The sequence below is a fragment of the Mesorhizobium norvegicum genome (genome assembly GCF_004919685.1).
Taxonomy (GTDB): Bacteria; Pseudomonadota; Alphaproteobacteria; order Rhizobiales; family Rhizobiaceae; genus Mesorhizobium; species Mesorhizobium norvegicum.
Genome location: NZ_SMYZ01000012.1, coordinates 102,175 through 127,686, shown reverse-complemented (window position 1 = coordinate 127,686; position 25,512 = coordinate 102,175). Strand labels below are relative to the sequence as shown.

Sequence of the window (25,512 nt, the reverse complement as noted above, 5' to 3'; positions counted from 1 at the left end):
TCCAGCGAAAACCGGAACCCACTTTTCGGGATCATGCTCAGCTACAAGATCCGCTTGCCGAAAACCGACATGACGAAATTGATCACGTCGATGCCGATGCGAGGCTCCAGGCCTGCGGTCAGGCCCGAAACATCCATGGACAGCAGCCCGCCCGAGAGCGCGATCGCCTCCATCGCCTGATGCGTTTCACGCACGGTCAGCCCGCCGGAACCCGCAGCCCAGCCTGCGAATTCGGTTGCGGTCGGCGAGTAACTGACGTGAAAACCTTGCGTGCCTGATGTGGCGATGCGGATCGCTTCATGCATCAGGTCGCGCATGCCCATGGCATCGATATCGGTCATGGTGAAGGCTGACACGCGCGAATCCTTCAGCACCCGCGCCTCGGCCGGGTCGGCATGGCGCAAGCCAACAATGACGACATTCTCCGGCGACAGCTGCGGCTGCAGCGCACCCGCTTTGTGGTCGAGGCCGAGGGTACGCGCCAGGACCGAGCCTTCCGGCAGGTCGATGCCGTCCTCGTCCTCGGGCATCAGGGCGGCTATGGAATCGATCCAGATCAGGCCGAAGGAATGCGTCGCGCGCGCCGTTGCGGTCAGCGCCTTGTGAGCGATGCGACGGTCGGCGCCGGCAGTCAGCCGGATCAGCCCCGATGGCGGCCGTTCGACATCGGCCAACTCGACGACGTCGAAATTCATCGCTTCCAGCCGCGCGCCGGTGCCTTCCCGAGCCAGGATGCCGGCAGCCCCCTGCTCGGCCGTGATCTGCACCATCTTGCGGCCGGAAAAGTCCTCGACGTCGTGCATCGGGGCCTTCTCGACGTATTCCGAAGTCATCGCCAGCAGCATGGCGCCATAGCTCATGCGGAAGGCGACGCGGTCGCCGACGGCCGGCGGCGGATCGGCATCGGCGACGTCGAGCAGCAGATGGTCGCTGGAGGCGCCGAGCACCCGTATCCCCTTGGCGATCGGCGTCAGCCCCTCGACCAGCACGTCCTCGCGGCCGATATTGGCAATGGCGCGCAGCCTGTCGCCCTCGTCGGGGAAGACCGGCTGGTTGCCGAAGGCGTCGTAGCCCGATTGGCCGATCGGCCGTGACGGCTTGAGCTTGACCTCGATAATGTCGCTGGTCAGCCGGCAGGCATCGGGTTCGAGCTCGGCCCACGGCGTGTCGCGGAAGGTCTCGACGCCGCCCTGCAGGATCGCTTCGCCGACCCGCAGATTGTTGATGCCGGCCGGCAGTCTGCCTTCGAGCAGCAGAGGCAGCGACGACGAGGCGCCGCCGGAAATCCAGTCGAGGCTTTTGCCGGACAGGCGCTCGGTCTTGTAGGCATGGGCGACGAGTTGCCCGAGATTTTCCGGCGTCGGCATGATGGCACCGAAGCAGCCGAGATTGGTGCCGATGCCGGCAATGCGCACGCCCTTGAATTCCTGGATCTGTTCGACCGTCGGAATAAGATCGTTTGGCCAGATGCCTTCGCGGAGATCGCCGAGATCGATCATCAGCATGATGTCGTGGACGCGGCCCATGCGCTCGGCGATGCGCGAAATCTCGCGGATGGTGGCGAGTTCCGACTGCAGGCTGATGTCGACGGTGCGCACCACCTCCTCGACACGCGCCATCGGCGGACTGCGCAGCAGCATGATCGGCGCGTTGATGCCGCTGTCGCGCAGCCGGCGAATGTTCTCGAAGCGCGATTCGGCGATGCCGGCGACACCGCCGCGCAACATGGCGCGCGCCACTTGCGGCATACCGCAGGTGCCCTTGGTGACGCCGAACACCTTGATGCCCGACAGCGCGCAGCGCTCGACGATCGTGCGCGCATTGCGCTCGATGCGGCCAAGGTCGATGGCGACTTGCGGTCCCGACATCTCTAGCCCCTGTAGACCAGCCCTTGCGGGTCGATCTCCGGCTTGCGGCCGGCGACGAGGTCGGCAAGGAATTTGCCGGAGCCGCAGGCCATGGTCCAGCCGACATGGCCGTGCCCGGTGTCGAGATAGAGATTCTCACAGCGCGCCTGGCCGATGACCGGCACCGAGTTAGGCATCATCGGCCGCAGGCCCGCCCACAGCTCGGCCTTCCTCTCGTCGAAGGCACCGGGGAACAGATCCTTGCCGGTCCTGAACATGGCAGCGAAGTCGCTGGGCTTGTGGCTGCGGTCGAAGCCGGTGAATTCGGCGGTCGAGGCGAGCCGCAGCCGGTTGCCAAGCCTGGAATAGGCGATCAGCTGGTCCTCATCGGCGCCGCCCATGGTCGGGCCTTTGCTCTCGTCCTCCAGCGGAATGGTCGCGGTATAACCCTTCACCGGATAGACAGGCAGGTCGATGCCGTAGCGGCGGCCGAGCAGGCCGCTTTCCGGCCCCATCGAGATGACCACGGCATCGCCCGAAACCGGTCCGGCCGAAGTCATCACCGCGCGCACCCGATCGCCCTCGATGTCGAGGCCCTCCACCGTCGTACCGTAGAGAAACCTCACGCCGAGTTTTTCGGCCGAGTGGGCCGCGAGTTTTTCCACGAACTGCCGGGAATCGCCGGTCTGGTCGATCGGCGAATAGACGCCGCCGGCGATCTTTTCCTTCACGCCGGCAAGACCCGGTTCAAGCTCGATCAGCCGCTCGCGGCCGACAATCTCGATCGGCAGGCCGTGCTCGGCCAGGTAGCGATAATTGTCGGTGCCAGTGTCGAGGCTGTGCTGCGAGCGGAAGAAATAGAGGATGCCCTTCTTGCGCTCATCATAGCCGATGCCAGTTTCGGCCGAGATGGCGTTGATGCAGTCGCGCGAATAGAGCGCCAGGCGCAGCTTGACCCGGCTGTTGGCGCGCAGGCGCTCTTTCGTGCATTGGCGCAAGAAGCGCAGGCTCCAGGCGAGGAAGTACGGATCGAAGCGCAGCCGGACCTTGATGCCGAGATCATGGTTGTAGAGCGCGCGCAGGAAGGTCTTCAGCGCCGCCGGCGAAGCCCAGGCGGTGGCATCGCCTGGCGACACCAGACCGGCGTTGGACTGGCTGGTGCCGCGTGCCGGCGCCGCATGGCGCTCGATCACGGTGACCTCGTGGCCGTCGCTCGCCAGATAATAGGCGGCCGCCGTACCGACGACACCGGCCCCGAGCACCGTTATCTTCATGCCATCCCCCAAAGCTCGACGCGGCGCGGCGCCTCCACGCCGTGCCGCGAACGCCTTCAATAGCGCTTCGCCGCGTGCCTTGCGAGCCCTTGGGAGAACCCGGCTCAGCCCCGCGCCGAGTTCTTGCCGGTCAGGATACGCTCCCAGGCGAGCGCGTCGGCAACGATCTGGTCGAGATCGTCGCGTTGCGGGGTCCAGCCGAGTTCGGCGCGGGCGAGATCCGAATTGGCAACCACCGCCGCGGCATCGCCAGGGCGACGATCGCCCATCTTCACCTCGAAATCATGGCCGAAGGCGCGGCGCACGCTGTCGATGACCTCGAGCACCGAGTAGCCATGGCTGTAGCCGCAATTGGCGACGAGGCTTTGTCCCCCGGCGCGCAGCCGCTGCAAGGCCAGGCGATGCGCCGCCGCCAGGTCGCTGACATGGATGTAGTCGCGCATGCAGGTGCCGTCCGGCGTCGGATAGTCGGTGCCGAACACTTGCATGAACGGCCGCTTGCCGAGCGCGGTCTCGCAGGCGACCTTGATCAGATGGGTGGCGCCCGGCGTCGACTGGCCGGTGCGGCCCTTTGGGTCGGCGCCGGCGACGTTGAAGTAGCGTAGTGCCGTATAGCGCAACCCATGCGCGATCGCCGCATCACGCAGCATCCATTCGCTCATCAGCTTAGACAGGCCGTAGGGCGATTCCGGCGCTAGGCGGGCATCCTCGCGCACCGGCTCCAGTCCGGCGCCGCCATAGACGGCCGCCGTCGAGGAGAAGATGAAATTGGGCACGCCCTCTCGGACCGCGGTCTCGATCAGCGTGCGCGTCTTGCTGGTGTTGTTTTCATAATAGCCGAGCGGATCGGCCATCGATTCCGGGACCACGATCGAACCAGCGAAGTGGATGATCGCGTCGACCTTGTTGTCCCTGATGATCGAACCGACCAATTCCCTGTCGGCGACATCGCCGACGACCAGCTTTGCCTCCGGCGCCACCGCCCATTCGAAGCCGGTCGAAAGACGGTCGAGAACGACCACGCTTTCGCCGGCATCCAGCAGCTCCCAGACCATATGGCTGCCGATATAACCGGCGCCGCCTGTTACCAAAACTGTCATCCGCGACCTCGCATCTCAAGATTTATCGGAAACTGTCTCAACCCCCGCCTTACTGGAAAGCCTGCCGCCTGGCCATTAGAACTCGTGGTAACCGGCATTGTCGGCATGTGGCATCGTCCTGAAACAAAATTGATCCACATCAAGGGAATAGGCCACGATCCGTGGTCGTTAGGAACAGGTCCGGGGCGTGGCATTTTGACCAAAAAGGCCCGGTGGACGACCAATAGGGCAATGATTATGATCCCGCGCAAAATTGGGAAGTCGACATGAACTATCAGCGGTTCTTCGAAGAAGCGATCGACCAGCTCCATGCCGAGCGTCGCTATCGCGTTTTCGCCGATCTCGAGCGCATCGCGGGTAAGTTTCCGCGCGCCATATGGCGTTCCAATGGCCGCGCTGAGGAAATCACCGTCTGGTGCTCCAACGACTATCTCGGCATGGGCCAGCATCCCGACGTCATCGCCGCTTTCCAGAACGCGGCCGGCAAGATGGGTTCGGGCGCCGGCGGCACCCGCAACATTTCCGGCACCAGCAACCCGCTGGTCGAGCTCGAACTGGAGCTTGCCGACCTGCACGACAAGGAAGCGGCACTCGTCTTCACCTCCGGCTTTGTCTCCAATGAAGCCTCGATTTCGACCATCGCTCGGCTTTTGCCCAACTGCCTGATCATCTCGGACGAGTTGAACCACGCCTCGATGATCGAAGGCGTGCGGCGCTCCGGTGCGGAAAAGAAGATCTTCCGCCACAATGATGTCGCGCATCTGGAAAGCCTGCTGCAGGCGGCTGGCCGCGAACGCGCCAAGCTGATCGTCTTCGAAAGCGTCTATTCGATGGATGGCGACATCGCGCCGATCAGGCAGATCGTCGAGCTCGCCGAACGCTACAACGCCATGACCTATATCGACGAGGTCCATGCCGTCGGCATGTACGGGCCGCGCGGCGGCGGCATTACCGAACGCGAGGGCCTGGCCGACCGCATCGATATCATCGAAGGCACGCTGGCCAAGGCGTTCGGCACGCTGGGCGGCTACATCACCGGCACCAGTGCGGTGATCGACGCCGTGCGCTCCTATGCGCCAGGCTTCATCTTCACCACGGCGCTGCCGCCGGCGATCGCCGCCGCGTCGACCACGTCGATCCGCCATCTCAAGCGCTCGCAGGCCGAGCGCGACGCACAGCAGCAGCAGGCGACGCGAACCAAGCAGATCCTCTCGGCCGCCGGCCTGCCGGTGATGGACTCGCCGACCCATATCGTACCGCTGCTGGTCGGCGATCCGGAGGCCTGCAAAATGGCCAGCGACCGATTGCTCGGCGTGCACGGCATCTACATCCAGCCGATCAACTACCCGACCGTGCCGCGCGGCACGGAACGTCTGCGCATCACGCCGACGCCGTTCCACTCCGATGCACTGATCGCGGAGTTGCAGGACGCGCTGGTCGAGACCTGGGATGCGCTCGGCATTCCCTATGGCTCCGCCGGCCGGCCATCTGTGGCCAAGAGCGACCGGATCATTCCCCTGCTGGTGCCCAAGTCAGGCGGCTGAAGCCGTTTGAAACTCTACTCCGGCGGCCATCTGACACGGTTTTCTGCGCTTCCGGTCAATTCGGGCTCCGTCAGCGGCTCAGGCGTTCTTCATCCACGTCGCCAGCCGGTGCGCCGCTTCCTCGATCTGGTCGAGGCGGCGGTGGAAGCACAGCCTGAGGAAGGCTTCGCCGCCGGGACCGAAGGCCGTACCGGGAGCCAGGCCGACATTGGCCTTGTCGACGATGTCGAAGGCAGCCGCGCGTGAATCGGTGATGCCGTCGACCGTGAAGAAAAGATAGAACGCGCCTTGCGGCACGGTGAACCGGGCGCGGCCTGTGGCGCCGAGAATGCCGCAGACCAGATCGCGTGCCTTGCGCGCCCGTTCCACCTGTTCGGCAACGAAGCCATCACCCTCATCAAGCGCTGCGACGGCGCCGCGTTGCATGAACTGGGCGACGCCGGAGTTGGAATACTGGATCAGGTTCTCGAACACCTGCTGCAAGGCGGGATGCGTCTTGATCCAGCCGACGCGCCAGCCGGTCATCGCCCAGTTCTTGGAAAAACTGTTGACGAACAGGATGCGGTCTTCCGCCGTGGCGATGTCGAGGAAGGACGGCGCACGGCCATGGCTGTAGTGGAACAGCGAATAGATCTCGTCGGCGATGATCCAGAGATTTTTCGCGCGCGCAAGATCGAGGATCGCCTGCAAGGTTTCATGATCGGCGGTCCAGCCGGTCGGGTTCGACGGCGTGTTGATGAACAGCGCTTTTGTGCGCGGCGTGATCGCCGCCGCAATCTTCTCGACGTCGCAGGACCAGCCATTGCCGGAATGATCGAGCGTGACCGCTACCGGAACGGCTCCCGATATCGCCGCGGCAGCATCAAAGTTCGGCCAGGCCGGCGACAGATAGACAACCTCGTCGCCGGCACCGGCGAGCGCGTCGAGCGCCAGCTGGATGGCGTGCATGCCGGACCCGGTGACGATGAACTGCTCCTCGGGGAAGGTCTCGCCGAAATGCCTGGCATAGTAGCGGGAAAGCGCCTGCCTGAGATCGGGGATGCCCTTCTGCCAGGTGTAGAACGTCTCGCCGCCGGCCAGCGCCTTCGACGCGGCATCGGTGATGAATGAAGGCGTTGGCAAATCGCCCTCACCGGCCCAGAGCGGGATCATGCCCTCGCGCAGCCGGCCGTAGTTGACGACGGCGACAATGCCGCTTTCGGGCGCGGCGCGGGCCTCCGTGCGCAAGCTGTCGATGAGGGTCATGGGCGGGTCCGTTCCGATCTCGGGCGTTTATCAGCGCTCCTTACCAGATGCGAAAACAGAAAACCCCGGCCGCGAACGACCGGGGTTTTGGTCCAGAAGAACCTGATCAGTCTATCTCTTGGCGAGCAGGTCGCGAATTTCGGTGAGCAGCGCGACGTCGGCTGGCGGCGGAGCGGCTGGTGCAGCCGGCTTCTCGCGCTCAAGCCGCTTGCGCATGTTGTTCACTGCCTTGACCATCAGGAAGATGATGAAAGCGAGGATGATGAAGTTCAGCGCCACGGTGATGAAGCTGCCATAGGCGAAAACAGCGCCTTGCTTTTTGGCGTCCGCCAGCGAGGTGGCGTTGACGGCCGAGGAGAGCCCCAGGAAATAGTTGTTGAAGTCCAAGCCGCCGAAAATCGCACCGACGATCGGCATAATGATGTCGTTGACAAGAGAATCTACGATCTTGCCGAAGGCCGCGCCGATGATGACGCCGACCGCAAGGTCCATCACATTGCCCTTGGAAATGAATTCCTGGAATTCTTTCAGCATTCGACCCTCCTTGTCATGACCGGCCGAGCTGCCGTTTCCGTCCTTGCGGGCATCGACCTGAGGCAACATAACAAAAACCTCCGGTTGCAACATCGGCAAAAAGGAGAAAGCAACCGGTTTCTCCTTACCCTGCGGCAGTCCCGGAAATCACGGCCTTCATGCACCCAAAGCCGTGATGGACTCGGAAGCCAAGCTGTGATTGCGTCTGGGCAAGCCGGGTTGAAATTCGGCACAGGGAGGATCTTGCCGGCGTGCAGGGCTTGTTCATCGTCATCATCGCGATCGCCTATGTGACGCTGCTGTTCGCCATCGCCAGCCTGGGCGACCGCCGCTCGGCCATTTCAGGGCCGAGCCGAGCCCGGCCCTTCATCTACGCGCTCAGCCTCGCGATCTACTGCACGTCCTGGACCTTCTTCGGCTCGGTCGGCCTCTCTTCCGAACGCGGCCTCGAATTCCTGGGTATCTATACCGGCCCGGTGCTGGTCTTCGTGTTCGGCTTTCCGCTGCTCAACCGCATCGTGCGGCTGGCCAAGACGGAGAAGATCACCTCGATCGCCGACTTCCTCGGCGCACGCTATGGCAAGAGTTTTACTGTCGCGGCGATCGCCACGCTGATCGCCACCATTGGCGCGGTCCCCTATATCGCGCTGCAGTTGAAGGCGATTTCCGGCTCGGTCAGCCTGATGGTCGAGCACTATACGGGATCGCCGCCCTCCTTCGATCCCTTCGTCAGCGACATCTCGCTGGTCGTCGCCATGCTGCTGGCGCTGTTTGCGGTGCTGTTCGGCACACGCCACGCCGACGCCACAGAACACCAGGACGGGCTGGTGCTGGCGGTGGCCGTCGAAACCGTGGTCAAGCTTGCCGCCTTCCTGGCCATCGGCCTGATGGTCACCTTCCTGATCTTCGGCGGTCCGGGCGATATGTTCGACAAGCTCGCCCAGAATGCACAGGTTCGGCAGGCGATGAGCTACAACACCTCGCTCGCCACCTGGCTGGTGCTGACTTGCCTGAGCGGCTTTGCCATCATCATGCTGCCGCGGCAGTTCTACGTCACCATCGTCGAGAACCGTGGCGAGGCCGAACTGCGCACCGCGACATGGGTGTTTCCGCTCTACCTCGTGGCGATCAATCTGTTCGTGCTGCCGATCGCGTTTGCCGGCCTGTCGCTGGTCGGCACCGGGACCAGCAGCGATCTCTACGTGCTGTCGCTGCCCTTGTTCAGCGGCCATGACGTGCTGGCGATGGCGGCCTTCATCGGCGGGCTGTCGGCGGCGACGGCGATGGTGATCGTCGAGAGCGTGGCGCTGTCGATCATGATCTCCAACGACCTCGTCATTCCGCTGTTCGTGCGCCGCCTGCTCAAGACCTCGACCTCCGAGAACGAAGACTGGTCGACGCTCATCCTCAATGTGCGGCGCGGGGCGATCTTCATCCTGCTGTTCATCGCCTTCCTTTATTACCGCGAGAGCACCAACAGCGCGCGCCTGTCGTCGATCGGCCTGATGTCGTTCGCCGCCATCGCGCAGTTTGCGCCGGCGCTGATCGGCGGGCTGATCTGGCGCGGCGCCAATGGCCGGGGTGCCGCACTTGGCATGGTCGCCGGCATCCTCGTCTGGGGCTACACGCTGCTGTTTCCATCGCTTGCCGCACCCGATACCGGCATCATCGTGCACGGGCTGTTCGGCTTCGAAGCGTTGCGGCCGCAGGCCCTGTTCGGCACCGTGGCCGAACCGCTCAATCACGGCGTGTTGTGGAGCCTGTCGATCAACGCGGTGTTCTTTGTGCTGGGTTCCCTCTCGCGCGCATCGGTGCCGCTGGAGCGCATCCAGGCGTCGATCTTCGTGCCGCGCGATGCCGGCCCGATGCCCAGCCTGCGCCGCTTCCGCACCGCCATCACCGTCAACGACCTCAAGGACACGATCGGTCGCTATCTTGGCGTCGAGCGCACCGAGCGCTCCTTCCAGTCTTTCGAAAAGACCAACGGAACATCGCTGCACGGCAACGAGCAGGCGAGCATGGACGTCATCCGCTTTTCCGAGCAATTGCTGGCCAGCGCCGTCGGCTCCTCCTCGGCGCGGCTGATCCTGTCGCTGCTGTTTCGGCGCCACGACCGCGAATCCAGGGATGCCTTCCGCTTGCTCGACGACGCCACCGAGGCGCTGCAGCATAACCGCGACCTGCTGCAGATCGCGCTCGACCAGATGGAACAAGGCATCACCGTCTTCGACCGCGATTTCCGCCTGATCTGCTGGAACCGCCAGTACCGGGCCCTGTTCGACCTGCCCGACGAGATGGGCCAGGTCGGTGTATCGCTCGACAGCATCCTGCGCCATCTCTCGGAGCGCGGCGACATTCCGGCGGAGCAGCGCGTGGCCATGCTCAACCGGCTGACCAGCTTCGTCAGCCCGTGGCAGATGGAGCTGAAAACCAGCGGCCGCATCCTGGAACTGCGGTCCAACCCGATGCCGGACGGCGGCATCGTCGCCACCTATGCCGACATTTCCGGACGCGTCGAACAAGACCTGGCACTGAAACGCGCCAATGAATCGCTGGAGCAGCGCGTCAAGACCCGCACCATCGAACTGACCCGCGTCAACGAGGAGCTGGCGCAGGCGCAGATGCTGGCCGAGGAGGCCAATCTCGGCAAGACGCGCTTCCTCGCCGCCGCCGGCCACGACATCCTGCAGCCGCTGAACGCCGCCCGGCTCTATTGCTCGTCGCTGATCGAGAAGGCCGGCAAGGGGCCGGCCGGCAAGGCAGCGGTCAACATCGAATCCTCGCTGGAATCGGTCGAGACCATTCTCGGCGCCGTGCTCGACATCTCCCGCCTCGACGCCGGTGCGATGAAGCCGGACGACACCGCCTTCAACCTCGACGGATTGCTGCGCCAGATCGGCAACGACTTCCGACCGCTGGCCGCTGAAAAGAAACTCGAGCTGACGATCATGCCGTCATCGCTGACCGTGACCACGGACCGCAACCTGTTGCGGCGCCTGATCCAAAACCTCGTCTCCAACGCCATCAAATATACGCGCCACGGCCGCGTTCTGGTTGGCGTCAGGCGGCGCGGCGAACTGGCCGAGATCCAGGTGATCGACACCGGCATCGGCATCGCCGGCGACAAGCTGAACACGGTCTTTCACGAATTCACCCGGCTGGACGAAGGCGCGCGCGAGGCCGAGGGCCTCGGTCTCGGCCTCTCCATCGTCGACCGCATCGCCCGGGTTTTGCGCCTGGAGATCCGGATCTTTTCCAATCCGGGCAAGGGCACGCGCTTTTCCGTCATCCTGCCCGTGGCGGCCGTGCAGGAGCCGCGGCGCGAGATCGAAACCAAAACCCCGGCCCGCGCGACAGCCTCGCTGGCCGGGCTGCACGTTCTGTGCATCGACAACGACGCCCGCATCCTCGAAGGCATGCGGCTCCTGCTCGAAGGCTGGGGCTGCAACGTCGACACCGTGTCCGGCTCGAGGGATCTGGAGAGCACCGCGATGCACCGCCCGGACATCGTCCTTGCCGACTACCATCTCGACGGCGAAACCGGTCTCGATATCATCGTCAGGCTGCGCGCGATCCATGGCGACAATCTGCCGGCCGTGCTGGTCACCGCCGACCGCTCCAACGAGGTGCGCACGGCCGCGGGCGGGCTCGAGATTGCGGTGATCAACAAGCCGCTCAAACCGGCGGTGCTGCGCTCGATGATGGCCAGGGTCAGGCCGCTGGCATCGGCGGCCGAATAACATCCGGCGCCTGGCGTTGCCGGCGCGACCGGCGGTCACGACTGGCTGTCGACCATCTGGGAATTGCGGAACCGGGGCCGCCCGGCATTGCCCGCCACGGGCGGACGATGCTCGCGAAAGGCCATTGCAAGCGTCCTCAGCGCCTCCCGGGACTTGGCGTCCGTGAGCGTAGAAAGCAGCACGATCTCGGAGGGCGGCAGCGCCGGCAGCCCGAACTTCCGGCTGACCTCGATGGTGCCGGACGGGGCAAGCCGGCAGGAAAACACCGAGACTGCGAGGCCGGCCGAGACGGCTTCGGCAACGGCGAAGGAGCCGCAGCCAAGGAACACTTCCGTCCACGGTATTCCAACAGCATCGAGCGCGCGGGTCGTGATGTTGCGGATACCGCAGGATGGCGAGGATGCTGCCAGGCGCAGCGGCTCGTCGGCCCGGTAGACGAAGTCCGGGGCGGCGTACCAGCCGAAATGTTCGGGTGCCAGCACTTCACCATCGCGCCGGTCATCCTCCCGGCGGATGATCGCGGCATCGATCTCACCACGATCGAAGGCGTCCAGCAGGTCGCGCGAATCGTCAAGCCGCACCTCGATGGTGAGCGCCGGGTCATGCGCATTGAGCCGTGCCAGCAATGTCGGGACTTCCGCGCCTCCGACATGGGTGGCGATGCCCAGTGTGAAGCGGCGGCGCACCGAAGACAGGCTGGCAATGGCGCGGTCGTGCGCGGCGAGGAAGTCGCGCGCGGGCTGAAGAAACACCGCGCCCTGCGCCGACAAGCGCACCAGCCGAGGTGTGCGCTCGATCAATTTCTGGCCGACGCGCTCTTCCAGCCGCTTCAGCTTCACGCTGATCGCCCCTTGCGTGCTGCCAAGAGCCTCGGCCGCGCGCGTGAAGCTTTGAAGATCGGCGATGGCAACGAATGTTTTCACAGCATCTACGTCCAGCGTCATGTCAGCTATCCGCACTTGTTGTCTCTGAAATAGCCAGCCATGCAATTCTAAAATGATCAAGCCTCGCCTACCCTGGGCCATACGCGCGCCGGGCGAGCTGCGATGGATTCGCCGATTGCCGCCAAATACGTTCGAAAGGTTGAACCATGCCCACTGTACTGACCCGCCGAGGCATCATCGTTCTGTTTGCCGCCTGCCTGGCGTGCCTGATGTTCGGTCTGGAGATTTCAAGCGTTCCCACGATCCTGCCGACACTGGAGCAGGTGCTGCACGCCGACTTCAAGCAACTGCAATGGGTGATGAACGCCTATACGATCGCGGTCACGACGGTGCTGATGGCGGTCGGCACGATTGCCGATCGTTACGGGCGCAAGCGTGTCTTTCTGGTCGCCATCGCCGCCTTCGGCCTGACATCACTGATCTGCGGCGTCGCCGAAAGCGTCTCCACGCTCATCGTCGCCCGGTTTCTGCAAGGCCTGAGCGGCGGTGCGATGCTGATCTGCCAGCTTGCCGTGCTGTCGCATGAATTCAGGGAAGGACGCGAACGCGCCGTCGCATGGGGCTGGTGGGGCGTCATCTTCGGCACCGGCCTCGGCTTCGGCCCCATCATCGGCGGCGGTATCGTCGCGGTCTCGAGCTGGCAATGGGTGTTTCTTGTCCACGTGCCGGTTGCGGCGCTGGCATTCGTGCTCGCTCTGATGGGCGTCCACGAATCGAAGGACCCGCTGGCGGGCAAGCTCGACATAGCGGGCATCCTGACGCTGTCGCCGTCGGTCTTCTGTCTCGTCTTCTACATCATCCAGGGGCCGGATCTGGGTTTCTCCAGCCCAACCGCGCTGGCGATCCTCGGTATCTCGATAGCGAGCTTCATCGCCTTCCTCATTGCCGAGAAGGTCAGCCGGCGGCCGATGTTCGACTTCTCGGTCTTCCGGATCCGGCCCTTTTCCGGCGCCATCGTCGGCTCGGCGGCGATGAACCTCAGCTATTGGCCTTTCATGATCTACCTGCCGATCTGGTTCCACGCCGGGCTCGGCTATGACACCGTCTCGACCGGCCTTGCCCTGCTTGCCTACACGCTGCCGACGCTTGTGCTGCCGCCCTTGGCAGAGCGCTTTTCGCTGCGCTATCGGCCCGGCATCATCATTCCGGCGGGCCTCGTCATCATCGGCGTCGGGTTCATCGTGATGAAGTTCGGCAGTGCCGCCGCGCGGCCGGATTGGCTGACGATGCTGCCCGGCTGCCTGATCGCCGGGACGGGTCTGGGAATAGCCAACACACCTGTCACCAACACAACGACGGGTTCCGTTTCGAGCGACCGCGCCGGCATGGCCTCCGGCATCGACATGAGCGCTCGCATGGTTTCATTGGCGCTGAACATCGCGGTGATGGGCTTCATCCTGGCCAGCGGTGTGCTGGCGCATCTGGGGGAAGCGCTGCCTGACCTCGACGCCGCCCGATTGCGTCTCCTCGCCGAAGCGATCGCTGCTGGAAATCCCATCTCCGGGCTCGCCGGGACCGTCGCCCAGGATGCGCTGCGCAACGGCTTTGGCTGGGTCATGCTCTATGGCGCGATCGGCGTCTGGATCATGGCCGCCATCAGTTTCGCGAGCTTCAACGCCAGGCCGATGCGGCGGACGGAGGTTCAGTGCTCCGATTGAACACTGTTCTGATTGAACAGGGGCGCCCTGGGGATCAGCTTGTCGGCTGCAGCGGGTCGCTGCCGATCTTGGACAGGAGGATCACCGCCTGGGTGCGGCTGTCGACGCCGAGCTTCTGCAGGATGGCGGAGACATGCGCCTTGATGGTGGCCTCGGAGACGCCGAGCTCATAGGCGATCTGCTTGTTGAGCAGGCCCTCGGCCAGCATGCCGAGCACCCGGGTCTGCTGCGGTGTCAGCGCCTGCAGGCGCTTGATCAGGTCGGATATTTCGGGATCGCGCTCGACGCCGAGATCGACGCCGACCGGTGCTGCAATGTCACCGGCAAGCACCGATTGCACGGCGCTGCGGATCTCTTCCATGCTGGCCGATTTGGAGATGAAGCCGGAAGCGCCTAGATCGAGCGCCCGCCTGATGGTCGCCGGATCGTCATGCGCCGACACCACGACCAGCGGCACCGCCGGATGGATGCCACGCAGCGAGATCAGGCCGGAGAGGCCGCTGGCGCCCGGCATCGACAGGTCGAGCAGCACCAGATCGATATCCTCGTTGGCCACCACCAGCGCCTTGGCGCTTTCGAAATCGCCGGCCTCGTGGATGGCGGCGACATTGCCGATGCCGGCGAGCGCTTCACGCAGCGCGCCGCGAAACAGCGGGTGATCGTCGGCGATGACGAAAGAATAGCCCGACGGCAAATGTCCCTCCCCGAATCCCCCGATGATTTTTGCTTTTTTCGGGATCAGTTGGACGATTATGAGGGGCTGCGCGCTGTTTTCAAGCGGCAAAGCCAGCGCGCCGCGTTTTCCCTACTTTGGACGCTCAGGTCTTCTGCGAATTGAGCTGGGCGCCGTTGTCCTTGTCCATATCCTTGACGATGCCCATGAAGCCGCGCAGGAAGCGTTCCATATAGCTCATCGTCTTGTTGAAATCCTCCTCGCTCGGCAATTTCGATTCGAGGCGGGTGGAGAGCGAATTCTCGAGCTTGGTGACGCGCTCGTCCATCGCCTTCATCGAGGTCTGCAAGCGGTCGACCTCATCCTGGAAAGCAGCGCGTTCGTCGGCCGCCATCTTGCAGACGAGCTGGCCCGAGCGCTCCTCGCAGATCGACATGGCGCCGGTCTGCGTATCCATGCGGACATAGCCGTTGTCAGACTTTTCCAGCCGGTAGCGGTCGGTTTCTTCCGAATATGCTGAAGCCGCGACCAGCGAAACGAGCGCGGCGGGGATCAAGATGTGCTGCAGACGCATGTTGTCCTCCATGGCCAAGGCCTGAAATATCGCATGTTTGCGCCGGAAATGGGGAAGACCCTTGGCGTGGCCTTTCCCGCGTGGCTGGTTCGGAATCTTTTTGACGCAATTCCGGACGTAAAACCGTTTCACACTTTTCCTGGAATTGCTCTATAGCGCAACCATGTCTCCGATTATCTACAAGATAACCCCGCAGGCGCCCTGGCGCGAGGCCGAAACGCATGGCCGCTTCACCGGCGCGCCGATCGATGTCGCCGACGGCTTCATCCATTTCTCCACGGCGGCGCAGGTCAAGGAAACGGCGGCAAAGCACTTTGCCGGCCAGACCGACCTTCTGCTGGTCGCCATCGACGGGACCAGCCTGGGCGCCGCGTTGAAATACGAGGTCTCGCGCGGCGGCGCGCTGTTTCCGCATCTTTATGGTCCGCTCGACCTCAAGGCCGTGCTGTGGGTCCGGCCACTGCCGCTTGGCGCCGATGGTGTGCATCAGTTTCCGGCACTGGAGGCCGAATGAGCGTGCTCGACCGGCTTGGCCAGAAGCTGCTGTTCACCTTCGACCCGGAAACCGCGCATGGCCTATCGATCGCGGCGCTGCGATGCGGCCTGCCGGTCGGCGCGCGGACGACGCGCGACGCGCGGCTGAGGGTGACGGTCTGCGGCCTCGAGTTTCCGAATCCGCTCGGCATGGCTGCGGGCTACGACAAGAACGCCGAGGTGCCCGACGCGCTGCTTGGCCTGGGTTTCGGCTTTGCCGAGGTCGGCACGATCACGCCGCTGCCGCAGGCCGGCAATCCGAAGCCGCGCATTTTCCGGCTGACGGCGGATGAAGCGGTGATCAACCGGCTGGGCTTCAACAATGAAGGCCACGCGGCCGCCGAAAAGCGCCTGGCCGCACGCAAGGGGCGCACCGGCATCGTTGGCGTCAACATCGGCGCCAACAAGGACAGCACCGACCGCGTCAGTGACTATGAGCGCGGTGTCTCCCGGTTTGCGCAATACGCCAGATATCTCACCGTCAACATCTCCTCGCCCAACACGCCGGGCCTGCGCAACATGCAGGCGCGCGAACAGCTCGGCGAACTTTTGTCGCGTGTCATGGCCGCGCGCGCTGCGGCACCAGCGCAGCCGCCCGTCTTCCTCAAGATCGCACCGGATCTGGTCGAGGCCGAGCTGGAGGACATCGCCGCCGAGGTCACCGAGAAGCGGATCGACGGCGTCATCGTCTCCAACACCACCATCTCCCGACCGACGCTGCGCAGCGCCAACACCGCTCGCGAGACCGGCGGACTCTCCGGCAAGCCGTTGTTCGAACGCTCGACCACCGTGCTGGCGAAGATGCGCAAGCTGCTCGGGCCGGAGCTTGCCATCATCGGTGTCGGCGGCGTCGATTCCACCGACACGGCACTGGAAAAGATCCGCGCGGGTGCTGATCTCGTCCAGCTCTACACCAGCATGATCTATGCCGGACCGGCACTGCCGGGCCGGATTGTCGCCGGGATGGCACGCTTTGCCGACACGGAACGGCTCAGATCCATTCGCGAGTTGCGCGACAGCCATCTCGATCAATGGGCAATGAGGCCGCTCAGCTGAACGCTGTCCGCATCCGCAGCCGCAGGATCGTCAGCAGGCTGAAGCCGCGCGCGAGCAGAAAAATGTGCAACGCCGCCCAAAGTCCATTGTTGCCGAAGGCCGGCGCAAGGGTCAGCAGCGCGGCCGCGAAAACGAGGAACGACATCAGCATCATGTTGCGCATGTCGCGCGACCAGGTCGCGCCGATGAAGACGCCATCCATTTGAAACGCCAGCACACCGCTCAGCGCGGTGAATGCCGCCCATGGCAGGTAGATGTCGGCCACTGAACGGACTTCCTCCGATGTCGTCACAAGAGCAACCAGATTGGCGCCACCAAACAGCAGCACCAGCGTCGCGCCCCCCGCCAGCCCGAAGCCCCAGAACAGCGTCAGCCGCACGGCCTGTCGGAACGGCGCGGCGGCACGCGCGCCGACGGCACGGCCCGCCAGCTGTTCAGCAGCGGTGGCGAAGCCATCGAGGAAATAGCCGGCGACGAGAAAGAAATTCATCAGCACGGCGTTGGCGGCCAGCGTCACCGTGCCGAACTGCGCGCCCTGGCGGGTGAACAGCGCGAAGGCGGCGAGCAGCGAGAACGAGCGGATCATGATGTCGCGGTTAAGCGACAGCATGTGCAGGAAGGCGGCCATGTCGAGCAGGCGATGGCGCGGCAAAGGCGGCGTTGCGCGGAACCGGCGGATCACGATCGCCAGGCCGAGCAGCATGGCAAGGAACTCGCCGGTGACGGTCGCCCAGGCGACGCCGGCAACGCCCCAGCCAAGCTCCAATCCAAGCAGAAAGCAGAGCGCGATGTTGATGCCATTCAGCACCAGCTGCAGCATCAGCCCGAGCCCGCCCTCGCCGCGTCCCAGAACGTAGCCAAGGATGGCGTAGTTGATCAGCGAGAAGGGCGCAGCGAGCAGCCTGATGCGGATATAGACGCCCATCGCCTCGCTGACGCGCGGTTCGGCGCCCATGAACTTTTGCCCGGCGATGGCGACCAGCGGCGCAAGGGCCGCAAGCACGATGCCGGCGACGACAGCGATCAGCACGGCGCGCCAGAACACCGCCTGTTCCTCAAGGGCATCGCCGCGTCCGAACGCCTGGGCGACGAGGCCGGTGGTGCCCGAACGCAGGAAATTGAAGGTGGTGAAGACGACGTCGAAGACCAGCGCGCCCGCCGCCAGGCCGCCGAGCAGGGCGGCATCGCCGAACTGACCGACGACAGCCGTGTCGACGAGGCCGAGCATGGGCGTCGTCAGATAGGCAAGCGTCATCGGCACGGCGATGGCGAGCACGGAACGGTTGGTGACGACAAAAGATCCGGGGTCGATTGAGGATCTGGCGTCGGCTGAGGTTGCACCCTTGTCCAAGGATTGCTGCCTTGCTGATTGCGGCTTGATCGAACAGCCGATGTGCCCCATTTTCCGGCCACCGCGCAATCATTCTTCCCGCGAGGGCCAACCGAAATCCCCGGTCTGGCGCGAGGCCGCCGGATCCAGTTCATGCCCCTGCAGATCGTCCATCATCCCGACTACGACGCCGGCTTCGCCACCAACCATCGCTTTCCGATGAGTAAATATCCGCTGCTGATGGACGCCTTGCACGCACGCGGACTGGCTGGACGCGACGCGCTCAACACCGCCGAACCGGCGCCGGCGTCATGGCTGAAACTTGCCCATGCGGCGGACTATGTCGACCAGGTCATCAGCTGTTCGGTGCCCGAAAAGATCGAACGCGAGATCGGCTTTCCGGTGAGCCCGCGTGTCTCGCTGCGCGCGCAGCTTGCCACCGGCGGCACTGTGCTGGCGGCGCGGCTCGCCTTGCGCCACGGCATCGCCTGCAACGCCGCCGGCGGCAGCCATCATGCACGGCGCGCGCAAGGTGCGGGCTTCTGCACCTTCAATGATGTCGCCGTTGCCGCGCTGGTCCTGCTCGCAGAAGGCGCGGCCCGAAACATCCTGGTCGTCGACCTCGACGTGCATCAAGGCGACGGCACGGCGGATATTCTCGCTGATGATTCGCGCGTGTTCACCTTTTCCATGCATGGCGACCGCAACTACCCCGTGCGCAAGATCGCCTCCGACCTCGATGTCGCGCTGCCCGATGGCACGGGTGACGCCGCTTATCTCGAAAGGCTCGGTGGTATCTTGCCGGAGCTGGCCACCCAAGCGCGTTGGGACATCGTGTTCTACAATGCCGGTGTCGACGTCCATGCCGAGGACCGGCTTGGCAGGCTCTCGCTATCGGATGACGGCCTGCGCGCCCGCGACGACATGGTGATCCGCCACTTTCGCGCGCAGGGCATTCCGGTCTGCGGCGTCATCGGCGGTGGCTACTCCACCGATGTGCCCGCGCTTGCCGCGCGCCACGCCATCCTGTTCGAGGTGGCCTCGGGCTACACCTGATAGCTACTTCCTGTAGTTGGCGAGCCTGAGCAGGATGAAAGCCGGGACGACGATCGCAGCACCGAGCAGGATGTAGCCGAGGAAGCGGTCGATGGCGTGGAAGCCGAGATTCCACAGGTCGACGAAGAACTTCTGAATGCCGTAGAACACATCCATCGGCGACCAGCCGAAGGCATGCATGACGAGGCCGACGAGGAACGACACCACCACCAGCTTCAGGATCACCCTGAGCGGCGAGTCGCCGAGAAAGCGCGTCAGTGCGGACAAGGCCCGTCTCCAGATTGAGGTACCCAGACTCGAGGGCGTCGGCCCAGACATACGCACTTGGCTTGCCGGCTTCAAGCCGACAGTTTTACGGGATGCCAAAGGCCTCCACCAAGCGATTGCATGGCAAGGTTGTGCTGCCGACCTGACCAAATCCGCGCCAGACTGTTAAATTTGCGTAAACAGCATCGCTTCAATTTGTTGAAAATAAAGCGAAAAATCTTCATTTTTCGATTTCCCGCAATGTGCGTGCAATTTTCGCCTGCGAAACAGTCGGCGTCTTTCAGGTGATTGGCCGCGCGGACGCTCTGACCCCCCTACCACAGCTGGCGAAAGCCAGTCCCAGGACCGCGCAACCATCCCTGAAAGACACCAAATCGGAGTTCGACCGCCCCAACGGTCGAGCTCCTCGGGAATTAACCTGCGTATCGATTGCCGGATGCGCGCGTGTGTTGGAGTAATGCAGTGTTCTCTCAAGCAAAGATCATCCTGACGGCAAGTGCCCTTGCCGTGTGCCTCCTCGGGCCGGCGATGGCCGCCGACCTTGCGCCCGCCTACAATGATCCCCCTGCTTTCCAGTGGAGCGGCGCCTATGTCGGCGTGCATGGCGGCACGGCGTTCACCGGGATGCCGAACCCGTTTGCCGGCAGGAATGGCCTCAGCGGCGGCGTTCAGGCCGGCTACAACCAGCAGATGGGTCCAGCGGTTCTCGGTGCCGAGATCGAAGGTTCCTATCTGGGCGGCGCCGAGCACGACGTCGAGGGCGGCAAGATCAAGGAAAAGTGGCGCGGTGCCGCCAAGGCCAAAGCCGGCTTGAGCTTCGACCAGACGCTGCTGTTTGGAACTGGGGGCGTCGCCCTGACCAAATTCGACAAGGGCGACAAGGTGAACAGTATCGACGGGTGGAAACTCGGCTATCTGGTCGGCGCCGGTATCGAGCAAGGTTTTGCCGGCGGCCTCTCGGCCAAGGTCGAATATGACTATGTGCGCACACCCGGTGTCGAAACGACATCGGCCTTCGGCAAATCCAAGGCGACCATCGGCAGCCACGAACTGAAGGCCGGCATCAACTATCGGTTCTAGGGCAGGCCACGGGTTCGGCTGAATCCAGCCGTCTTGCAGTCTATTCGAACAGCGCGGTGCCCAGAGATAATGGGTGCCGCGCAATTGCGTGCCTGCCTCAGCACCGGCATCGACGCGCATCGGCAGACCACACCAGATTCTGCGTAATGTCGATGCAATCTTCACACCCTAGGTGCGGATGACCTTGATGATGGGAATCAGATATGTCCAAACGCAGCGCAAACCATCTTGTGTGGATCTCGAAGGCGTTCTTCGTCGCAATCGTGCTGGCGCTGGCGGGATGCGCCTCCGACATCATGAAGAACTACATCGGGCAACCGGTCGAATCGGTCATTCTGGACTACGGTCCGCCAACCGCCGTCGTTGATCTCGACCAAGGCGAGCGAGCCTATCAGTGGCGCAAGATTTCCACCAGCGCGGTCTCCGGGACCTCCAGCGGCGAGGTGCGCCATACAAAACACGGAACCGTCTACGAAGAGACCGAAACGCCTGGCTATATCGAGCGCCAGGAATGCTTTTATACGTTCTACGCCCGCGCCTCGGGCGGCCGATGGTTCATCACCAATTTTCGTCAACCGAAGCTGGAATGCGAATGATTTGCCACAGCCTGCCGGCTGCCCGTGACGGAGAGTGCGCATGCGCATCCTGCTGATCGAGGACGAACCGGAAATGGCCTCGGTGCTGAAGACGGCGCTCGAGCGCCAGGACATCATCGTCGACCATGCCGCGACACTGGCGGATGCTGAAGCCGTGGCGCGGCTCGGCTATCATGACGCCGTGGTGCTGGACCGCCGCCTGCCGGATGGCGATGGTCTCAGCCTGATCCCGCGCCTGCGGGCCCTGCATCTGGACGTGCCGGTGATCGCGCTGACGGCGCTCAGCGGTCTCGAAGACCGGGTAGCCGGGCTCGATGCCGGCGCCGACGACTACATGGTCAAGCCGTTCGCCACGGTGGAACTGGTTGCCAGGCTCAATGCCTTGCACAGGCGTTCGTTCACCTCGCGCGCCAACCAGACGGTGGTCGGCCGCCTCACCTACGATTTCCGTCATCGCGAGGCGCTTGTCGAGGACCAGGCACTGGAGTTGCCGCGGCGCGAACGGCTGGTGCTCGAAACGCTCCTCCGCAGGCCGGGCCGGACCATCATGCGCGGCGCCCTGGAAGAAGCCGTCTACGCCCTCGACGACGAGATCGGATCCAATGCACTGGATGCGCACATTTCGCGGCTGCGCCGCAAGCTTGACGATGTCGCTGCCGGCATCGAGATCAGGGCGATCCGCAACCTCGGCTATCTCCTGCGGGTGGCTTCGTGAAAAAGCCGCGCACACGCTCGCTTCAATGGGTGCTGGTGCGGCGGCTGATCCTGCTGCAGGCGGCGACGCTCCTCATCTTCATCGTGCTTTGCGCGGCCGCGCTATGGATCGCCGATCCACGGCTTCTTGTCGACAACGAGGCTGCCGTTGCAGCCATCAAGGATGCCGTCGATCGCGACGGCAATGGCAAATTGACCGTCCATGAGACCGACGAGTTGCGTTCGTTTCGTGAGGGTTTCCCCAATGTCTGGTACATCATCCGCGACGGCAGCGGCCAGAGCGTCCGCTTCGGCATCATACCTGACGTCTACGCCAGGGATTTTGGCGATCTGCTGGGTGCGGCCGATCATGCCACCATCGGGTTTTCCGAAGATGATTTGAGGCCGGAGGCCTATCTCGAAAGGGTTTCGACCAAGGCCGGCACGGTTCAGATCATCGCTGCGACACGGTCGTCACGCAACGAGACCGACGGCCTTGAAGTCAACATTTCAGCCACCGTCGACGTCGCCAGGAATCCCGACGGCAGCCGGAACTGGGAGAAGGCGCTTCCCGCGCTCGCGGTCATCATCGTCATCCTGCTGTTGCCGATTGTCCTCGTCATGGGAGCCACGACCCTGGTGACGACGCCTGCCGTCGTGCGCCGTTCCTTTGCCGGCCTTGTCGACACCGTCCAGCAGGCCGCGCGCATCGACATCGGCACCCGTGCGATGCAGTTGCCGGTCAAGAATGTGCCGCAGGAGATCGCACCGCTGGTGCATGCCTTCAACCAGACGCTGGCGCGCCTCGCCCAAGGCTATGACCGGCACAATCGCTTCCTCACCGACGCGGCCCATGAACTGCGCACGCCGATTGCCATCTTGCGCACACGCGCCGAACTGCTGAAGCAGGAGCCGCAAAGTGCACGCCTGCTGCATGACATCGAGCGCCTGTCGCATCTTGCGCAGCAGCTGCTCGACCACCAGTTGCTTGACCGCCCCGCGGACCAGCGCCAGATCATCGATCTCTGCGACCTTGTCAGCCGGGTCGCCGCCGACTTCGCCCCGCTCGCCATCGAAGCAGGCTACGATCTTGCCTTCGAGCCGCCAGCCGGCAAGGTCCATGTCGAGGTCAACGTCCTGCAGATCGAGCGGGCGCTTGCAAATCTCGTGCGCAATGCCATCGACCATGGCAGCGGCTCCGGCACGATCACCATAGCCGTCGACGAGACCGGCGGCGTCGAAGTCCACGACGAAGGCCCGGGCATTCCGGCGGATGAGCACGAGAACGTCTTCGAACCTTTCTACCGCTTGCAGCCGCAATCGCGCGGGGCGGGTCTGGGATTGAACCTTGCCCGGCAGATCGCGCTGCTGCATGACGGCACCATTCGGATATTGGCGGGGTCTTGGCAAGGCGCCCGCATCCGCATGGCACTGCCGGTTCGTTCCGTGACCGCTGTCAGCGGAAAAGACGGCTAACCGCGGCCGCGGCCGATCCCGCTGGCTTATCTGTTTTCTAACCAATTGCCGCTATTCCCAATCGAATAGCGGGAGCAAGGCTTTTGGTGGAGACGGAGAAAAACACCGCGCGACGCGCCGTCATGCTGTCGGTGGTCGTCCCATGCTACAACGAGTTGGCCGGGGTGGCCGAACTGCATCGGCGGGTAACGGCCGCATGCCTGGAACAAGGCCCTTCCTACGAGATCGTCCTTGTCATCGATGGCGCGACCGACGGCACGCGCGAGGCCATTTTCCAGCTGGCCGAAAAGGACAACCACGTCGTCGCCATCGATCTTGCCCGCAACTATGGCCACCAGATCGCGTTAAGCGCGGGACTCGAATTCTGCCGCGGCCAGCGCATTCTCATTCTCGATGCCGACCTGCAGGATCCGCCTGAGCTGCTCGGCGCGATGATGACGAAGATGAACGAAGGCTTCGATGTCGTTTACGGCCAGAGGCTGACGCGCGACGGCGAAAGCTGGTTCAAGCTCGCTTCCGCCTCGATGTTCTATCGCTTGCTGCGCCGGTTGGTCGACGTCGATATCGCCCCGAATACCGGCGATTTCCGGCTGATGAGCCGCCGCGCGCTCGACCATCTGAACGCGATGCCCGAACGCTATAGGTTCATTCGCGGCATGGTGAGCTGGATCGGGCTGAAACAGGTGGCTTTCCCGTATGAAAGGCACCGTCGCTTTGCCGGCACCACCCATTATCCGCTGAAGAAAATGGTTCTTCTGGCGGTCGATGCGATGACCAGCTTCTCCATCGTCCCCTTGCGGTTCGCCTCGTTGCTCGGAATGATGTTCGGACTTCTGGGGCTGGTCGTGCTGGGCTATACTCTGTTCGAATGGTCGGTCGGAAACGTGTTGCCCGGCTGGACCAGCCTTGCTGCGATCATGCTGATCCTCGGCAGCGTCCAGCTTATGGTGCTTGGCATCTTCGGCGAGTATCTCGGACGCATGTACATGGAGACAAAGCGGCGGCCGCTCTATTTCGTCAACGAGATCGTTTCGCGCAACCGGGCAGCCAGAGACAAGGATCTGCCGGTCCATCGTTTGCAGAAGATCGCAAAGAGAGCCGCACGTGCTTGAGGCCGAGTTCGACCAGTTTGCGCGCGAGTACCAGGAGCAGCATGCCGCCAGCATAAGGCTGAGCGGCGAAACGCCGGACTTCTTCGCCAGGTACAAGATCGACGACGTCGCCGCGACGCTGCGGCGGGCCGGCGTGAAACCGCGACGGATACTCGATTTCGGCGCCGGTGTCGGCAATTCGCTCGGCCACATGCGCAACGCGTTTCCCGACGCAGAGATCACCTTGCTCGATCCGTCGCGGGAATCGCTCGACATCGCCAGCAAGCGCTTTCCCGGCCAGGCCGCCTTCACGCATTTCGACGGCAAGACAATTCCTTTTGCCGATGGCAGCTTCGACCTGGCCTTCGCGGCTTGCGTCTTCCACCACATTCCCGAGGACCTGCAGATCGGACTGCTCGCGGAGATCGGCCGGGTACTGGCCGATGGCGGCAGCTTCTTCCTTTTCGAGCACAATCCGTGGAACCCGCTGACCACGCATGCGGTGAGAAACTGCGCCTTCGACGAAAACGCGGTTTTGATAAATTCCCGCGAGATGCGCAGGCGTATGGCCGAGGCGGGCCTTGCCGACACAAGGGTCATCTACCGGATTTTCTTTCCTCGGCTGCTTGCGCGGCTGAGGCCGTTCGAGCGTTTCCTCACCAAGATTCCTGTCGGAGCCCAATATTTTGCGCATGCGGTCAAGCCTGCCGTTTGACTTTCCCAGGATGCTGCGATTTGGCGCCGTCGGTCTGTTGAACACGGCGTCGGGGTACGCGGTCATTCTGGCCGGGCTTGCGCTCGGCCTTAACGACATCCTCGCCAACGCCACGGGCTATGTCACCGGCCTTGTCCTCGGCTTCTTCCGCAACCGCCAATGGACCTTCACACGGGCTGATGGCTTCCGGTTAGGAACCCTGTTTCGATATGGGGGCATCTTCTTGGTCGCCTACAACGTCAATCTGGCGGTCGCGATCGCCGTTCGCTCAGCAGGCATTACCGAAAGCTCCCTGGTTCACCTGGAAGCGATCTGCGTCTATTCGGTCGTTTTCTGTCTCGGTTCGGCTCACTTCGTGTTTGTCGGACGTGAAAGTCGCGCAGACGACAAAGCAGAGGGGAACGTTCGGGTGAACGATGAGCTTTGGCGGGCGCCGAGCAGTCGAATTCCATGAACCAAACTATCATCGCAAACAATCAGAGGCG

23 protein-coding genes are annotated in these 25,512 nt (G+C 63.6%); 13 read left to right on the top strand and 10 right to left on the bottom strand.

The window, feature by feature from the left end; genetic code table 11:
- Positions 1-41: 41 nt before the first annotated feature.
- From FCU66_RS05190 to galE, 3 genes are all read right to left on the bottom strand, one after another.
- On the bottom strand, positions 42-1,868 hold the full coding sequence (locus FCU66_RS05190; protein WP_136617116.1) for an alanine racemase: 1,827 nt from the start codon (positions 1,866-1,868) through the stop codon (positions 42-44).
- 2 nt (positions 1,869-1,870) lie between these two features.
- Entirely contained in the window at positions 1,871-3,121 is a 1,251-nt protein-coding gene (locus FCU66_RS05185; RefSeq protein ID WP_136617115.1) for a D-amino acid dehydrogenase, read from the bottom strand.
- A gap of 104 nt (positions 3,122-3,225) precedes the next feature.
- A complete protein-coding gene (gene galE / locus FCU66_RS05180) occupies positions 3,226-4,221 on the bottom strand; it encodes a UDP-glucose 4-epimerase GalE (protein WP_136617114.1) in 996 nt (331 codons plus the stop codon).
- A 266-nt stretch (positions 4,222-4,487) separates the two neighbouring features.
- On the opposite strand from galE, the gene hemA reads away from it, so the two are divergent.
- The gene (hemA, locus tag FCU66_RS05175) at positions 4,488-5,765 is read left to right on the top strand and encodes a 5-aminolevulinate synthase (protein ID WP_136617113.1); all 1,278 of its coding nucleotides are present in this window, start codon (positions 4,488-4,490) and stop codon (positions 5,763-5,765) included.
- Positions 5,766-5,843: 78 nt separating this feature from the next.
- Here hemA and FCU66_RS05170 read toward each other — a convergent pair whose 3' ends face one another.
- Both FCU66_RS05170 and mscL read right to left on the bottom strand, forming a co-directional pair.
- The gene (locus tag FCU66_RS05170) at positions 5,844-7,010 is read right to left on the bottom strand and encodes a pyridoxal phosphate-dependent aminotransferase (protein ID WP_136617112.1); all 1,167 of its coding nucleotides are present in this window, start codon (positions 7,008-7,010) and stop codon (positions 5,844-5,846) included.
- 111 nt (positions 7,011-7,121) lie between these two features.
- Entirely contained in the window at positions 7,122-7,544 is a 423-nt protein-coding gene (gene mscL, locus FCU66_RS05165; protein WP_136617111.1) for a large conductance mechanosensitive channel protein MscL, read from the bottom strand.
- 251 nt (positions 7,545-7,795) lie between these two features.
- Here mscL and FCU66_RS05160 point away from each other — a divergent pair, with 251 nt between their 5' ends.
- A complete protein-coding gene (locus FCU66_RS05160) occupies positions 7,796-11,284 on the top strand; it encodes a PAS domain-containing hybrid sensor histidine kinase/response regulator (RefSeq protein WP_136617110.1) in 3,489 nt (1,162 codons plus the stop codon).
- A 35-nt stretch (positions 11,285-11,319) separates the two neighbouring features.
- On the opposite strand, the gene FCU66_RS05155 is transcribed toward FCU66_RS05160, so the two are convergent.
- A complete protein-coding gene (locus FCU66_RS05155; protein WP_168991804.1) occupies positions 11,320-12,228 on the bottom strand; it encodes a LysR substrate-binding domain-containing protein in 909 nt (302 codons plus the stop codon).
- Positions 12,229-12,374: 146 nt separating this feature from the next.
- Here FCU66_RS05155 and FCU66_RS05150 point away from each other — a divergent pair, with 146 nt between their 5' ends.
- Positions 12,375-13,886 carry an MFS transporter gene (locus tag FCU66_RS05150; RefSeq protein ID WP_136617109.1) on the top strand — a complete coding sequence of 504 codons (1,512 nt, stop codon included), beginning with the start codon at positions 12,375-12,377 and terminating at the stop codon, positions 13,884-13,886.
- Positions 13,887-13,920: 34 nt separating this feature from the next.
- Here FCU66_RS05150 and FCU66_RS05145 read toward each other — a convergent pair whose 3' ends face one another.
- On the bottom strand, positions 13,921-14,580 hold the full coding sequence (locus tag FCU66_RS05145) for a response regulator transcription factor (RefSeq protein WP_136617108.1): 660 nt from the start codon (positions 14,578-14,580) through the stop codon (positions 13,921-13,923).
- Positions 14,581-14,704: 124 nt separating this feature from the next.
- The gene (locus FCU66_RS05140) at positions 14,705-15,133 is read right to left on the bottom strand and encodes a hypothetical protein (protein ID WP_136617107.1); all 429 of its coding nucleotides are present in this window, start codon (positions 15,131-15,133) and stop codon (positions 14,705-14,707) included.
- Between the two features lie 163 nt (positions 15,134-15,296).
- On the opposite strand from FCU66_RS05140, the gene FCU66_RS05135 reads away from it, so the two are divergent.
- Together FCU66_RS05135 and FCU66_RS05130 are read left to right on the top strand one after the other, a co-directional pair.
- Entirely contained in the window at positions 15,297-15,647 is a 351-nt protein-coding gene (locus tag FCU66_RS05135; protein ID WP_136617106.1) for a DUF952 domain-containing protein, read from the top strand.
- Complete coding sequence (locus FCU66_RS05130) at positions 15,644-16,723, top strand: quinone-dependent dihydroorotate dehydrogenase (RefSeq protein ID WP_136617105.1); 1,080 nt, start codon at positions 15,644-15,646, stop codon at positions 16,721-16,723. The genes FCU66_RS05135 and FCU66_RS05130 overlap by 4 nt, the downstream gene beginning before the upstream one ends.
- Here the strand turns inward: FCU66_RS05130 and FCU66_RS05125 are convergent.
- The gene (locus FCU66_RS05125) at positions 16,716-18,074 is read right to left on the bottom strand and encodes an MATE family efflux transporter (RefSeq protein ID WP_136617104.1); all 1,359 of its coding nucleotides are present in this window, start codon (positions 18,072-18,074) and stop codon (positions 16,716-16,718) included. The two genes, FCU66_RS05130 and FCU66_RS05125, sit on opposite strands and share 8 nt — an antisense overlap.
- Positions 18,075-18,206: 132 nt before the next feature.
- Between FCU66_RS05125 and FCU66_RS05120 the strand changes: the two genes are divergently transcribed.
- Positions 18,207-19,109, top strand: coding sequence for a histone deacetylase family protein (locus tag FCU66_RS05120; RefSeq protein ID WP_136617103.1), 903 nt, complete (start codon positions 18,207-18,209; stop codon positions 19,107-19,109).
- Positions 19,110-19,112: 3 nt separating this feature from the next.
- On the opposite strand, the gene FCU66_RS05115 is transcribed toward FCU66_RS05120, so the two are convergent.
- Complete coding sequence (locus FCU66_RS05115; protein WP_136617102.1) at positions 19,113-19,376, bottom strand: DUF6460 domain-containing protein; 264 nt, start codon at positions 19,374-19,376, stop codon at positions 19,113-19,115.
- Between the two features lie 462 nt (positions 19,377-19,838).
- On the opposite strand from FCU66_RS05115, the gene FCU66_RS05110 reads away from it, so the two are divergent.
- The 7 genes from FCU66_RS05110 to FCU66_RS05080 all read left to right on the top strand — a co-directional run bounded on the left by FCU66_RS05110 (position 19,839) and on the right by FCU66_RS05080 (position 25,481).
- Complete coding sequence (locus FCU66_RS05110) at positions 19,839-20,456, top strand: outer membrane protein (RefSeq protein WP_136617101.1); 618 nt, start codon at positions 19,839-19,841, stop codon at positions 20,454-20,456.
- 203 nt (positions 20,457-20,659) lie between these two features.
- Positions 20,660-21,052: a hypothetical protein gene (locus tag FCU66_RS05105; RefSeq protein ID WP_136617100.1), complete on the top strand. Its 393-nt coding sequence runs from the start codon at positions 20,660-20,662 to the stop codon at positions 21,050-21,052.
- Between the two features lie 40 nt (positions 21,053-21,092).
- Positions 21,093-21,767, top strand: coding sequence for a response regulator transcription factor (locus tag FCU66_RS05100; protein WP_136617099.1), 675 nt, complete (start codon positions 21,093-21,095; stop codon positions 21,765-21,767).
- Positions 21,764-23,221: a sensor histidine kinase gene (locus FCU66_RS05095; RefSeq protein ID WP_136617098.1), complete on the top strand. Its 1,458-nt coding sequence runs from the start codon at positions 21,764-21,766 to the stop codon at positions 23,219-23,221. The genes FCU66_RS05100 and FCU66_RS05095 overlap by 4 nt, the downstream gene beginning before the upstream one ends.
- A gap of 122 nt (positions 23,222-23,343) precedes the next feature.
- Positions 23,344-24,333, top strand: a complete 990-nt coding sequence (locus FCU66_RS05090; RefSeq protein WP_181956531.1) for a glycosyltransferase family 2 protein — start codon at positions 23,344-23,346, stop codon at positions 24,331-24,333.
- Positions 24,326-25,027, top strand: coding sequence for a class I SAM-dependent methyltransferase (locus tag FCU66_RS05085; protein WP_136619662.1), 702 nt, complete (start codon positions 24,326-24,328; stop codon positions 25,025-25,027). The genes FCU66_RS05090 and FCU66_RS05085 overlap by 8 nt, the downstream gene beginning before the upstream one ends.
- Complete coding sequence (locus FCU66_RS05080; RefSeq protein WP_246680262.1) at positions 25,005-25,481, top strand: GtrA family protein; 477 nt, start codon at positions 25,005-25,007, stop codon at positions 25,479-25,481. Before FCU66_RS05085 ends, FCU66_RS05080 begins: the two co-directional genes overlap by 23 nt.
- Positions 25,482-25,512 lie beyond the last annotated feature (31 nt).